The organism is [Actinomadura] parvosata subsp. kistnae (assembly GCF_900323885.1).
Taxonomy (GTDB): Bacteria; Actinomycetota; Actinomycetes; order Streptosporangiales; family Streptosporangiaceae; genus Nonomuraea; species Nonomuraea composti.
Genome location: NZ_OOHJ01000022.1, coordinates 902,267 through 915,541, shown reverse-complemented (window position 1 = coordinate 915,541; position 13,275 = coordinate 902,267). Strand labels below are relative to the sequence as shown.

General features: G+C 69.3%; 9 protein-coding genes. 2 read left to right on the top strand and 7 right to left on the bottom strand.

What is annotated here, in order from left to right; all coding sequences use genetic code 11:
* Positions 1–4 precede the first annotated feature (4 nt).
* Positions 5–1,603 carry a hypothetical protein gene (locus tag KIS93_RS46885; protein WP_155128332.1) on the bottom strand — a complete coding sequence of 533 codons (1,599 nt, stop codon included), beginning with the start codon at positions 1,601–1,603 and terminating at the stop codon, positions 5–7.
* A 202-nt stretch (positions 1,604–1,805) separates the two neighbouring features.
* Between KIS93_RS46885 and KIS93_RS46880 the strand changes: the two genes are divergently transcribed.
* Entirely contained in the window at positions 1,806–3,002 is a 1,197-nt protein-coding gene (locus KIS93_RS46880) for an AfsR/SARP family transcriptional regulator (RefSeq protein ID WP_080041762.1), read from the top strand.
* Positions 3,003–3,053: 51 nt separating this feature from the next.
* On the opposite strand, the gene KIS93_RS46875 is transcribed toward KIS93_RS46880, so the two are convergent.
* The 5 genes from KIS93_RS46875 to KIS93_RS46855 form a co-directional block, all read right to left on the bottom strand.
* On the bottom strand, positions 3,054–3,443 hold the full coding sequence (locus KIS93_RS46875; protein ID WP_080041761.1) for a helix-turn-helix domain-containing protein: 390 nt from the start codon (positions 3,441–3,443) through the stop codon (positions 3,054–3,056).
* Positions 3,440–3,829, bottom strand: a complete 390-nt coding sequence (locus KIS93_RS46870; RefSeq protein WP_080041760.1) for a type II toxin-antitoxin system RelE/ParE family toxin — start codon at positions 3,827–3,829, stop codon at positions 3,440–3,442. The genes KIS93_RS46875 and KIS93_RS46870 overlap by 4 nt, the downstream gene beginning before the upstream one ends.
* A 768-nt stretch (positions 3,830–4,597) precedes the next feature.
* Complete coding sequence (locus KIS93_RS46865; protein WP_186404833.1) at positions 4,598–6,358, bottom strand: restriction endonuclease; 1,761 nt, start codon at positions 6,356–6,358, stop codon at positions 4,598–4,600.
* A 601-nt stretch (positions 6,359–6,959) separates the two neighbouring features.
* Complete coding sequence (locus KIS93_RS46860; protein WP_080047112.1) at positions 6,960–8,099, bottom strand: acyl-CoA dehydrogenase family protein; 1,140 nt, start codon at positions 8,097–8,099, stop codon at positions 6,960–6,962.
* Positions 8,100–8,151: 52 nt separating this feature from the next.
* A complete protein-coding gene (locus KIS93_RS46855) occupies positions 8,152–11,493 on the bottom strand; it encodes an indolepyruvate ferredoxin oxidoreductase family protein (RefSeq protein ID WP_222107904.1) in 3,342 nt (1,113 codons plus the stop codon).
* 164 nt (positions 11,494–11,657) lie between these two features.
* Between KIS93_RS46855 and KIS93_RS46850 the strand changes: the two genes are divergently transcribed.
* Positions 11,658–12,107: an Lrp/AsnC family transcriptional regulator gene (locus tag KIS93_RS46850; RefSeq protein WP_080047111.1), complete on the top strand. Its 450-nt coding sequence runs from the start codon at positions 11,658–11,660 to the stop codon at positions 12,105–12,107.
* An 8-nt stretch (positions 12,108–12,115) separates the two neighbouring features.
* Here the strand turns inward: KIS93_RS46850 and KIS93_RS46845 are convergent, their stop codons facing one another.
* Positions 12,116–13,144 (bottom strand): DUF7507 domain-containing protein, encoded by a 1,029-nt coding sequence (locus KIS93_RS46845; protein ID WP_186404832.1) that lies wholly within the window; start codon positions 13,142–13,144, stop codon positions 12,116–12,118.
* Between the last annotated feature and the right edge of the window lie 131 nt (positions 13,145–13,275).

The window sequence follows — 13,275 nt, the reverse complement described above, 5'->3', positions numbered from 1 at the left end:
GGCGTCAGGCGGCGCCGACGGTGAAGGTGTAGGTCTTCGTGCCGAGCCGGACGCCGGCGGCGTTCAGGGTGGTGACCGTGAGGCGGTTGGCGCCCGCCCGGGTGGGGGTGATCGTCACCGTGGCCGTGCCGTCCGCACCGACCGCGACGTTCTGCTCGGGCGAGCTTTCCAGCCGATAGCGGAACGTGGTCGCGTCGTCGACGCCGTTCACCCCGAAGACGAACTCGCCCGGCACACCCACGCCTCCGCCGGGCACGTCCGGGGGATAGACGGCGGAGGAGACCGTGGGGGGAGCGGCCGGGGCGGCCCGGAACGTGTAGGTCGTGGCCGGGCCCTGGTTCCCCGCCCTGTCGACGCTGGACACGGTCAGCGTGGCAGGGAAGGTCAGGGTCGGCGTGTAGGTGAGCACGGCCGACCCGTCGGCGGAGACCGCGACCTTACCGGTCTGTCCTGTGCTGAAGGAGTAGGAGTAGGAGGCGACGTCCGGCGAGCCGTTCGGCGACAAGGTGAAGGTGCCGGGCAGGCCCACCCGGCCGCCGACCTGGCCCTGGGGGAAGTCGGCCGAGCTGATCAGGGGCTGGCCGGGCTTGGTGGTGTCGACGGTGAACTCCGGTTGCCAGGGAGTCCACGCGCTGTGGTCCCAGCCTTCGAGCCAGCCGGTGCCGTCGGGGTTCTCCGTCCGGTACGCGTTCTCCGTACGTGCCCGCCAGGTGTATCTTCCCCCGTCGGTGAGCTGTCCTGCCGGAACGGTCACGCAGTGCGGTGAGGGGCTGGAGGTCTCCGCGCTGACGGATTCGCCGAGTTTGGCGCCCGACGCGTCCGCCCACTCGAACCGTACCCTCAGCACCTCGGCGTTGGTCTCGGTGTCCGGATCGGTGGCGGTGGCCCGCAGGGAGGGTGTACTGGTCCCCACGTCAGGGCCGGCGGCCGCGCCTTGACAGCCGTTACGGACGGAAAGCTCGGAGGGCACGTCGGGCGCGGTGTTGTACCGGGTGATCAGGGCGGGCCCGCTGTTCTCCCTGACGGACGTGGTCCGGTACAGGCGCCGGCCGGCCACGCTCTCGTCCGCCGACCTGAGGCCGATCGTCAGGTACTCGTCGCCACGCGCGGCCGCGTCCTGCACCGCCTGGGTGACGGAGTGCGAGATGCCTATGACCGAAGGGCAGGTGAGCTCGGGTGTGGTCGTGCTCAGCTTGCGCAGCCACCGCGGCTGGCGCTTCCAGGTCGTACGCGGGCCGATCGCCGTGGTCTCCCAGACCTCGATCTGGGTGTCGCAGTCGCTGCCGTCCCGGATGCCCAGGGCCAGATCCGCGCGGAACACCCGCTTCGCCGCCAACGAGGAGACCTTCACCTGGAAGAACGCACGCGTGATGTTCTTCGGCTGGTTCGTCCGGCCGACCACCGCGTCGTCGTCGCCGTCCCAGGTCGGCTCATACGGGACGTAGTGGGCGCGGTGCGGATGTTTCGAGGTGACCAGCGCCCAGGATTCGGGGGCGATGGCGGAGCCCACGTCCGCATGAGCCGGAACGGATGGGCTGATGAGCGTGAATATCGGGATCACGATCGCGGATAAGGCCAGCGATCGCTTCCTGGTGAGGTTCATGTGACTCCTGTCCGGCTTCTCAGGTGAGCGACAGCTCCCGCCGCTCGGGGTTCACCCTAGGGACGGGACGTTGCGCGGGCCGTACATGCACCGTATAAACACCGCCTGAGCAGCCACGTCACACCGGCCCGCAGCCGGACGATCAGCGCGCCCGGCCGGGCCGGATAGGATCTCCAGATCTGGCGTCGCACGGCGGGGCATCATGGAATTCAGGATCTTCGGATCACTCGGCGTCGTCCGCGACGGCAGCGAGACCCGAGTGCCGACGGGCAAGACGCGACTGTTACTCGCGGTGCTGCTGTGCCATCCGAACGAACCGGTGTCGCGCGAACGCCTGATCGACGTGCTCTGGGGCGACGACCCGCCCAAGTCCGCCGTCGACAACCTCCGCGTCTACGTCTCCCAGCTCCGCAAGCTCCTCGGCGACGGCACCCGCGTCGTCCGCGAACCCCGCGGCTACGCACTCACCGTCAAACCAGGCGAGCTGGACGCCGACCGCTTCGAGGACCTGGTGACCGCCGCCCGCGCCTGCGACGATCCGGCCCGCGCCGGCACCCTGCTCCGCGAGGCCCTCGCCCTGGCCCAGGAGCCCCCCTTCGCCGACGTCGATCACCTCGGCCCCATCGCCATGACCGCCCGGCGCCTGGAGGAACAACGCGCGGCCACCGCGGAAGCGGCCGTCGAAGCCGACCTCGCCCTGGGCCGCAACGCCCAGGCCATCGCCGAGCTGTACAGCCTGATCGACACGTACCCGCTGCGCGAGGGACTGCGCCGGAGCCTGATGCTCGCCCTGTACCGCTCCGGCCGCCAGGCGGAGGCGCTGGCGGCCTACCGCGAGGCCCGCGAGGTCCTCATCGAGGAACTGGGCATCGAGCCCGGCCCCGCCCTGCGCGATCTGGAAACCCGCATCCTGACCGCCGACCCCACCCTGAACCCACCGCCTCCCCAGCCACTCACTGCCCCAGCCCCCGCACCCACTGCCTTGGGCACCCCGCCCACCTCCTCCGGCACCACATGGGGCAGCTGGCTGTGGGCCGCCATCCCCCTCCTCAGCTGCGGCTACGGCACCCCATGGGCGTTCGTGTACGCGGCGGTCAGACGCCGCTCACTCACCCTCGCCCTGTCGGCCCTCGTCTATGTGGCACTGTGCGGCATCTTCCTGGTGGTGCCGCTGAGCGACGAGGACGGCCTCAACAAGCTGGACATCATCCCCATGCTCGCGCTGATCACCTTGTGGCTCGGCGGAACCTGCCACGCCGTCCTGGTCCGCGAACACGTCTTCACCCCTACGCGCTCCGCGGACCTGCCCCGCTGGAAGAAGGCGCTACACGCCACGGGCCTGACACTGTTCGCCTTGGTGGCGGTGGCCGGCTACATCTGGCTGGAACCACCCACCTGAGCCCGGCCCGAGCGTCTGAGCCTGGACATGGTCTGCCTGCCGACCCTAGAGCTATAGAGCGTCAGTGGTGCGCGACTTCACATGCGAGCCCATGAACTTGAAATGTCGCTTACACGCCTTCCTCATCCCACTGGCGCGTAGCCGGTAGGTGGCGCCGGGGAAGGTGGCGGTGAGTTCGAGATGCCCGCCGATGGCCTCCACATAACGGGCCACCACGTCGACCGAGGTGACTTCCCCCCGCTCGATCTGCGAGACCCGCGCCTTCGTCACCCCCATCATGGCGGCGACCTCGTTCTGCGTGAGAGCGGCGCTCTTGCGGCGCTGGGCAAGCTGCCAGGCGTCAATGAACTCGTCAACCATCCGTCGGGTCTCGGCCAGAGCCTCTTCCCCTCCGGCCTGCTCGACGTGCTTGGCGCGGTCCCACTTCTTGAAGGTCGTCATCGATCCTGCCGCTCCCCTTCTGCGCGCTCTTTCAGGTAATTCTCGTACAGCCGTTCTGCGTGCGGTACGGCCTCCTCGTACCAGCGGTTAGGGTCTCGAGGACTCGTCTTGATCTTGTCTCCGGCGACAAGGACGATGGCATCCCGTCTTGGGTCGAAGACGAACAGCAGTCGAAGTGCGCTACGTCCGGTGGAGCGGGGGCGCAGTTCCTTCAGGTTGGCGATACGCGAGCCGTTCACCTTGCCCACGAGTGGCCTGCCCAGCGCGGGGCCGTTCTCAGCGAGCCGATCGAGCGCATCGATGACAAGCCTGTGCGAGCCCGGATCAAGACTGCTGATCCAGGCATCGACCTCGTCGGTGACGTAGATGCTCCACTCGTCCTGCACCCTTCGAGTATAGGCGTCCCTTTACTTTTGGATGGTGGCGCAAACGCCGTCGCCCCTTCGACACGTCTCGCTGGGGCTTGGCTGAGCGGAAGGCCGCTATGGTTCAGGCCGTCCAGGGGAACAGTGCCAGATCGAGTGCCATTTGGCGCTGCGGACATGGGGAAGCCACGTCTCGACACGCTTAGGGCTCCTTGACCAGGTGACGGCTGATCACCAGCCGCTGGATCTGATTGGCGGCCTCGAAGGCTGCATGATCTCCGACACCCAACGCAGACACATGGGAAGCCCTGCGATCAGAGGGTTGATCCAGGCATTACACCTGTGGCCGGCTCTCATCAGCTTTCGTTGGTCGTGCTGTCCTCACGGAACAGCGACGGAACGGGGCAGGCGCATGAGCGGATGCGACCGTGCCCGCTTCGCACCAACCCCCGGCTCAACGTCCGACCGGCTTCAGACAGTAGACCTTGGGCAAGACCGCATGATTCCGGGTGTTCCTATGTTCCAGTGAGTGAATGGCAAGCATGATCACGAGCACCCCTCAGATCCCTAAGAAAGGATCACGGCTCAGCACTGTGGACGACATCACCTACCGCCGGCCGATCTGTCGTATGTCCACGTAATGAGCGGTCCCTCAATCCAGGGCGATGGCGCTGCCTAGTCCGAACAAGCGCAGCGTCAGGTTGCGAGGTGAGTCGATCAGTTTGTGGCGTCCTTTGGTGGACTCGAGCGCGGCTATGACGGGGCTCGACAAGAAGGCGATCAATTCGTCTACCTCTTGCCGGGATGGACGGGGATACGCATAAGGATGGCCTTATTCTCCGCTGCCCAGTTCTTGAGCCGTGGCGCGAATTCGGGCCCCACGACGACCACGTGATCAGCCTTGTGTTTGCGTTTATGGTCGCGCAGAGCATCGAATTTGACACTGGACTCAGCAACTTGGCCGCTCCCTGAGCTCTTCGCGTCCACGATGATCCTGTAGCGATCCTTCGTGGCCAACTGTGCGATGCCCAGGACGTCCGTGCGGCCCGAGCCGCCGAGGTGCTCGGTCTGAAACCCGAAGAAGGCGAAGGCTCGGGCGACGGCTTGCTCGAAGTCTCGGCTGTCCGTGCCGACATTGCCATACTGGCGAAGCTGGGCGATAACCGCTTCAGGTTCCGGGTAAGGGGGCGCATTCTGAGGTTCGGCCGTCCCTGTCTCCTCCGGCTCTGCTTCGATGTGCAGCTGAAGTGTCAGCATCTTGGCGAAACTCAAGCCGGCCGCAGTGACACGGAACCGCTGCCAGTCCACCCTCTCGATGAGACCGGCGTCTTGGAGGAAGGAGAGCCTCAGGCGAACCTCTCCATTTGTAGCCTGAGTGTAGCCATACACATTCTTCGCCACGGCCACCAGCGCCGAGGTGGTAGCAGGCTGGCCCAAGTGGCACAAAATCTCACCGAAGAACAAATACCTTGCATGCATATATGCGGCGAGCAGTCGCTCATTCCCCTCGTCGACGAGTCGGTGCGCTTCCTCGCTCGGCGCGAAGTGGTTGAACGCCGTCTGCTCTACGAGTCCGGTGTGCCGCAGGGTGTGCATCGTCGAGGTGAAGGACGCTTTGCTGATGCCGAACTCGCTGCCGCACTGCTCGCTGTACTCCTCGAGCCCAGCGCCGTCGCCCAACAGGGCCACCAGTTTACGCAGGGCGGCGGATGCCGTGAGGGTTGAATCCCCGTCGCGGCTGCCGGAAGTGTTCCCTCGGGGGATGTAACCAATCAGAGCACGACGGCTCCTCAGGTCAACCTGCTCCAACTGTAGGGACTTGTCGTAGAACGACAATTCCCCCTCTTCGCCATCGTCCAGTTCTGTGGCCTCATCTCTTTCTCCTCGGGCGCTCTCGGGCGGGCAGAGTGGGAGAATCTCCAGCAGAGCGTCCCCCAGTTCGGTCCTGACGACTTGCTGGCCCCACAGTTCGATCATCCCCAGGCTCCTGAGCCAACCCGTGCGGTCCCGCACAGGGGACAAGGTCGCCCAGTTCAACCCGTACGACTCTCTCGCCACCTCCAACAAGTCCGCATGCTTCGTCTGATTCCCGATCGCGAGGAGGAGTTCGCCGATGAACTTGACGTTGGCGTGCAGGTGAGCGGCCAGGAAGGAACTGTCCTCGTTCTCCAGCCACTGCTGCGCGTAGGCACTTGCCTTCCATTGACCTCCGGCCGACCGCTCGGCCAGCCCTGGAGCGGAAAGGACCCGACGGCAAAGGTCCTCGCAGCGGGCACTGACAAGCTTCTCCTCCGGGGTCTGCCACTCCAGCGTTTCGGTGCCTTCACGTGGCAGTTGAAGGAGTACCTGTCTGAGCAGGGCTGCCTGAGCCCCAGTGCCGCCTTGGATATAGCCGAGTGAATTGCTGCGATCGCGCCACTGCTTGGCGGGAACGGGCTGATGCATCTGCTTCCCTTCACTACGAATCTCATATTTCTGCCTGAGCGTAGAGGGAACCGCTGACAACAACGACACGGCGCCTTTGACGCCGGTGGCGACCAGGGCCTGCATGGGAGCCGCAGTCCTTGTCGTGCCCGCGGATCCGCCGCTCGTTCGGGAGGTCATCCACGGACGGCTGCCTCTCTTCGCGGTCTACCATCTGCTGGTCTCCCCCTGCACTAGGAAAGCTGGTAAGCAAGTCGCGCACTCAGAACCTGCTTTCGATGGACAGACGACCGCCATATCAGGTCCCGGACCTACAGCGAGATCGTATGGAAACCCGCACTCGTTCGAGCGGGAGTGATTCCACTACCGGGCAAGGACTCCTGCCAGCGCAGGCGCTGCACCACCTCCCGCAAGGAGGGGCTACACCAGCTCCGCCACTACAACGCGAGCGTCATGTTGGCCGGCGGCGTCTCGGTCAGCGAGCTCGCGGACTACCTCGGCCACGCCCTACCTCGGCCACGCCGACCCAGGGTTCACCCTCCGTGTCTACGCCCACCTGATGCCCGGCTCCCACGACCGCGCCCGCAAGGCCATCGACGACCGCCTGTTCCGTCCACGCGAGGTCTCACGGAACAGGCACGGAACAATGATCATCTAGACGCCCGATCCCCACACAGAGAACCCCGCCTCCCACCACAGGGAAGCGGGGTTTATGCATGTCAGAAAGCTACTTGGCCAGGTGTCGGCTGATCACCAGCCGCTGGATCTGGTTCGTGCCCTCGAAGATCTGCATGATCTTGGCCTCGCGCATGTACCGCTCCACCCTGAACTCCCGCGTGTACCCATACCCCCCGAGAACCTGCACCGCATCGGTAGTCACCTTCATGGCCGCATCCGTGGCCACCAGCTTGGCCACGCTGGCTTGACGGCTGTACGGGAGGCCTGCGTCCCGACGGCGGGCCGCGTCGAGGTACGTGGCGCGGGCACTGTCCACGGCCGCCGCCATGTCGGCGAGAAGGAACCCGAGGCCCTGGTGGTCGATGATCTTCTTGCCGAAGGTCTGGCGTTCCTTGGCGTAGGTGACGGCCTCGTCGAGGGCGGACTGGGCGAGGCCGGTGGCGCAGGCGGCGATGCCGAGGCGGCCCGAGTCGAGGGCGCTGAAGGCGATCTGGAGGCCCTGGCCCTCCTCGCCGATCAGGCGGTCGCGGTCGAGGATGGCGCCGTCCCAGTGGGCGCTGGTCGTGGGGATGGCGTGCAGGCCCATTTTCTCCTCGGGGCGGCCGAACGTGAGGCCTTCGGCCGTGCCGGGGGCGAGGAAGCAGGAGACGCCGCGGGAGCCGGGGCCGGTGCGGGCGAACAGGGCGTAGAAGTCGGCGATGCCGCCGTGGGTGATCCACGCCTTGTTGCCGGTGATCCGCCAGCCGGTCTCGACCGGCTCGGCCTTGCAGGCGAGGGCGCCGGCGTCGGAGCCGGCCTGGGGCTCCGAGAGGCTGTAGCCGCCGATGAGGTGGCCGGCCAGCATGTCGGGCAGCCAGCGGGCGCGCTGCTCGTCCGTGCCGTACGCGTACACGGGGAAGCAGGCGAGCGTGTGCACGCTGGTGGCGACGGCGACGGCGGCCCAGCGCATCGCCAGCTCCTCCAGCACCTGGAGGTACACCTCGTACGGCTGCCCGCCCCCGCCGTACTCCTCCGGGTAGGCCAGGCCGAGCAGCCCGGCCGCGCCCAGGGTGGCGAACAGGCCCTCCGGGTACGTCTCCGCGCGCTCGTGCTCGTCCACCCGGCGCGCCAGCTCCTTGTCGGCGATCTCCCTCGTCAGGTCGATGAGGTCCTTGGCATCCTGGTGGGGCAGGAGGCGGTCGACTGTCACGATCACTCCCTCGGTCGGAGGTTTGCAGTGCCTTGCCGGCGCGTTCGCGGAGCTACAGATTTTCCAGTGCCTTGGCGGCGCGTTCGCGGAACTCGGCCACCCGGGCGAGCTTGATGTCCTCGTACCCGCGGATCAGCTCGGGCAGGCCGGCGAGCTCCTCGACGACGGCGGCGGTCTCGGGGGTGAGCCGGTCGAGCGCCGTGCGGACGAGGCCGCGGTACTCGGGGATGAGCTCGCGCTCGACCCGCCGCACGCCGGCGCGGCCGAACACGTCGAACGCGGTTCCGCGCAGCACCCGGGCCGCCCGCAGGCCGCGGAACAGGACGCCGGCCGAGCGGCGTACCTTGATCTTGCGCTTCATGCCCATGGCGCGCAGCACGGGCGGGTGCAGCAGCACGGACACGACCGCGTCGGCGCCGAACTCGCGCTCGCGCCGCGCCTTCTCGGCGGGGTCGAGGTGGAGGCGGGCGACCTCGTACTCGTCCTTGTAGGCCATGAGCTTGTGCAGGCCGCGCGCGTAGGCGAGGGCGATCGCGGTGCCGGCCGTCTCGCCGGCCCGCTCGACGGCGAGCGTCCGTACGTGCCGCACGTCGTCGGCGTACGTGCGGGCGTAGGTGGCGTTCTGGTAGCCGGTCAGGTCGGCGACGCGGGTGGCGATCACGTCGTCGAGCCCCTGGGGCTCCTCGGGGGCGTCGAGGAGGGCGGCGCGGACGGCATCCGGGTGGGAGACAGCAGCCCGGCCCCAGCGGAAGGCGGCCAGGTTCTGCTCGACGGCGGCCCGGTTGAGCGTGATGGCCCGCTCGATCGAGGCGGCGCTGACGGGCAGGCAGCCGTGCTGGTAGGCGGCGCCGAGGAGCAGCAGGTTCGCCGGCATGTGGTCGCCGAACAGCGCCTCCGACAGCGCGTGCGCGTCCACGCACACCTGCTCGCGGGTGGCGGACTCGACCCGCGAGACGGCGGCGGCGTGGCCGGGCACGGGCACCCGGCCGGTGACCATGGCGGCGGTGGGCACGACGGAGGTGTTCAGGACGGCGACCGTGCGCTCGGGCGAGGCCACGTCGAGGGTGGCGTCGGCCGCCGCCCCCAGCACGTCGAACCCGATGAGCACGTCGGCGCCGCCCCGCGAGGCGCGTACGGACCCGCTCGGCGCCCACTTGCCGATCCGCACGTCGCTGACGACCGGGCCGCCCTTCTGCGCCAGCCCGGTCTGCTCCAGTCCGGCCGCGTGCAGGCCGTCGAGGTGGGCGGCCATCTGCAGGATCTGCGAGACGGTGACCACGCCGGTGCCGCCGATGCCGGGCATCCTGATCAGCACCTCGTCGCCGTGCGCGGTGACCGGCTCGGGCGGCTCGACGGGCAGCGGCGGCGCCTTCCTGGGCTCCTTCGTGCCGGGCTCCACCAGCAGGAACGACGGGCAGTCGCCCTTCAGGCAGCTCTCGTCGGAGTTGCAGGAGGCCTGGTGGATGCGGGTCTTGCGGCCGTACTCGGTCTCGACCGGCTGGACGGACAGGCACGTGGAGACGTCCCCGCAGTCGCCGCAGCCCTCGCAGACGCGCTCGTTGATGACGACCTTGCGCGTGGGGGTGGGCAGTTTGCCGCGCTTGCGCAGCCTGCGCTCCTCGGCCGCGCAGCGGTCGTCGTGGATGAGCACGGTCACGCCGCCCAGCGCCGCCAGCTCCTTCTCCACCTCGGCCAGGTCGTCGCGGTGCCGCACGGACGCGATCGGCGCCAGCCGCACCCCCCGGTACGTCTCCGGCTCCGGCGTCGTGATCACCACCCGGCGCACGCCCTCGACGGCCAGCTCGTGGGTGAGCGCGGGCACGTCGAGGCGGCCCTCGGCGCGCTGGCCGCCGGTCATGGCGACGGCGTCGTTGTAGAGCAGCTTGTACGTCATCGGCACCCCGGCCGCGACGGCGGCCCTGATCGCGAGGGAGCCGGAGTGGTGGAAGGTGCCGTCGCCGAGGTTCTGGACGAAGTGCCGGTCGTCGGTGAACGGCGACAGCCCGATCCACTGGGCGCCCTCGCCGCCCATCTGCGTGATGCCGACCTGGGTGCCGCGCCCGTGCCCGTCCAGCGCGATCATCGCGTGGCAGCCGATGCCCACGCCGACCAGCGTGTCGTCGGAGGTGCGGGTGGAGGTGTTGTGCGGGCAGCCCGAGCAGAAGTACGGGGTGCGCGCCGCGACCACCGGCAGCAGGCCGCGCCTCCTGGACGCCTTCCGCGGCGCTTCGAGCCCGAGGCAGGTGGCGATGGCCGTGGCGACGTCCTCGGCGCTGAGGGTGCCGCGCGCGGTGAGCAGCTCGCGGCCCACGACGGCCGGGACGTGCTCGCCGCCGTACAGGGACTGCTTGAGCAGCCCCTCCAGGAACGGCACCTTGTCCTCGACGACCAGCACCTTGTCCAGGCCGGAGGTGAGCTCGGCCAGCTCGTCGGGCGCGACGGGGAACGGCATGCCCATCCTGATCAGCCGCAGCCCCGCCTCCTCGGCGTCCAGGCCCAGGTCCGCCAGCGCGCGCTCGACCACCGCGTACGTGGCGCCGGACGCCATCACGCCCAGGGCCGTGTTGCGGGCGCCGGCCATGACCCGGTTCAGGCCGTGGGCGCGGGCGTAGGCGCGGGCCAGGTCGAGCCGGCGGGTCAGCATGTCGTGCTCGGCGTCCAGGGCGGCCGGGCCGAGCAGGATCGGCGCGGAGCCCTTCGAGCCGCCGGCCGGGACCGGGACGTCCGCGCGCAGCGGGGCGAGGTCGACGGTGGCGGAGGCGTCCGCAATGTCCGCGACGATCTTCAGCCCCACCCACAGGCCGCTCGCCCGCGACATCGCCACCGCGTGCAGCCCGAACTCGATGATCTCCGCCACCGAGCCAGGCGCCAGCAGCGGCATCGACAGGCTCTGGCACATCGGCTCGCACGAGCTCGGCAACGTCGAGGACTTGCAGCCGGGGTCGTCGCCGATCCAGGCGACCGCGCCGCCCAGCGGGGCCGTGCCCGCCACGTTCGCGTGCCTGATGGCGTCGGCGGCGCGGTCGAGGCCGGGGTTCTTGCCGTACCAGAAGCCGATCACGCCGTCGTGCCGGCGGCCCGGCACCTGCTCCAGCAGCTGCGTGCCGGCCACCGCCGTGGCGGCCAGCTCCTCGTTCAGGCCGGCCTGGAACACCACGCCGGCCTCGTCCAGGAACCGCTTGGCCCGGCCCATCTCCAGGTCCACGCCCGCCAGTGGCGAGCCCTGGTAGCCGCTGACGTACGCCCGCGTGTCCAGGCCGCGCGCCTGGTCGAGGCGGCGCTGCTCCAGAGTCAGGCGGACCAGGGCCTGGATGCCGGAGATGAGCACCCGGCCGTCGAGCGCGGTGTACTTGTCGTCGAGCGACACGGGGGCGGGAGTCTCGCTCACGCTCACGCGGACCTCCTGGGTGTCGTACGTGCTCGCTTGGTGATTCCCAGCACAGCAACGCGGGCATGACATGCGCAAGTATTAGATGAGAAAGTGGGCTGAAGACGCAAACAATATGAGTTCATGGGCTTCGTGGATGATGTTATTTGCGCCTGAAGGAGGCGTGCTCCGTGCCTGAGCTGGACGAGATCGACCATCGAGTGCTGAGGCTCCTGCGGGAGGACGGGCGCCGGACGTTCTCCGAGATGGCCGAATGTATCGGGCTGTCGGTGGCGGCGGTCAAGCGGAGGGTCGACCGGCTCAAGGAGCTGGGCGTCATCACCGGCTTCACCGTGCAGATCGACTACGCCAAGCTCGGGTGGGGCATCGAGGCCTTCACCGAGCTGCGCTACCCCGGCACCACGCCCGTCGCCGAGATCATCCGCACCGCCACCGACGTGCCCGAGGTGCAGGCGGTGTTCACGATCGCGGGCGACCCCGACGCGCTCATCCACGTACGGGTGCGCGACCTCGGCCACCTCCAGCAGGTCATCGACCGGCTGCGCCGAGCCGGGGACGTCACGGGGACGAAGACGCTGCTCGTCCTGGGCTCCTGGACCCGCGACACGCCGGTGCCGTGACAGGCCCGTCAGCTCTCCTGCCCGGTCTCGGCACGGTGCTCATCATGGCGGTCGTCCCGACGGTCGTCCCGGCGTGAGAAGTACCGCACGAGCAGGCCGATCGCGAGCAGCACCGCGACGCCGAGGCCCAGCATCCAGAACGAGGCGCCGGTCAGGGGCAGCTCGGGGCTGAGGTGGTGCGCCGGGGGCGGCACGTCGTTCCGGTCGGCGGCGGCGCCGGTCTGCGCGGTGGGCGGGGCGGGCTCGGGCGGCAGCGCCTCGGCGAGCGGCGCCTCAGGCTCCTCCCGCCTGCTCTTCTTGGGGCTCTTGGACGGTGACGGCGCCGGCTCCACCAGCGCGTCCGCGCAGGAGCGGTTGTCAGCCGTACGCTCCTCGCGATCGCCCGTGCTGACCGTGGCGCAGTTCCGCACGACGCCCGTGGTGCTGGGAGTGACCGTGAACGTGAGCGTCCTGCTCTCGTTCGGCGGCAGCGGGCCGATGGGGCACGACAGGGTGGGGCCGTCTCCCGGGCACTCGGCGGGGCGGGCGGCGATCGTCGCCCCGGTCGGGTCCTGGACGGTGACGTCCGTCGCCTGTGACGGGCCGCGGTTCGTGACCGTCAGCGTGTAGGTGATCGTGCCGTCCCCGGTGGTGGCCGTCTTGACCAGCTCGACGTCCGCCCTGGTCATGGCCTGCGCGGTGGACTGCGACTCGTCCCCTGAGGCGCCGGGGGCGGAGACGTGGGCGCGGTGGGTGAGCGTCGTGCCGTCCCTCAGGGCCGGGTCGGTGGTGATCGGCAGCTCGTACGTGACGCCGCGGCCCGCCGGGACGGTGAGGCCGGGGCCGCCGCAGGTGATCGTGCGGCCGGTGCGGGAGCAGCCCGAGGGAAGGCGGCCGGGGGTGGCGTTGTGGTCGAGGAGGGCGGCCACGATCACGCCGTCCGCGGGCTGGTCGCCGGTGTTGGTGACGGTCAGCGTGTAACGGGACTCGGTGCCGGCCACCACGGGGCTGAGGTCCCCGGTGAGGTGCAGGCTCGGGCCGATGGGGGACGGGTCCACCGGCGAGGGCGGGACGGCGGGACCGGGGTCGGCGCCCGGCGGCGGAGCCGGGTCCGGGCCCGGCCGGGTGGGGGAGTCGGGGCCGGGCTGGGAGGGGAGGGCGGGGTTCGGCGGCGAGGGGACCGCGACCC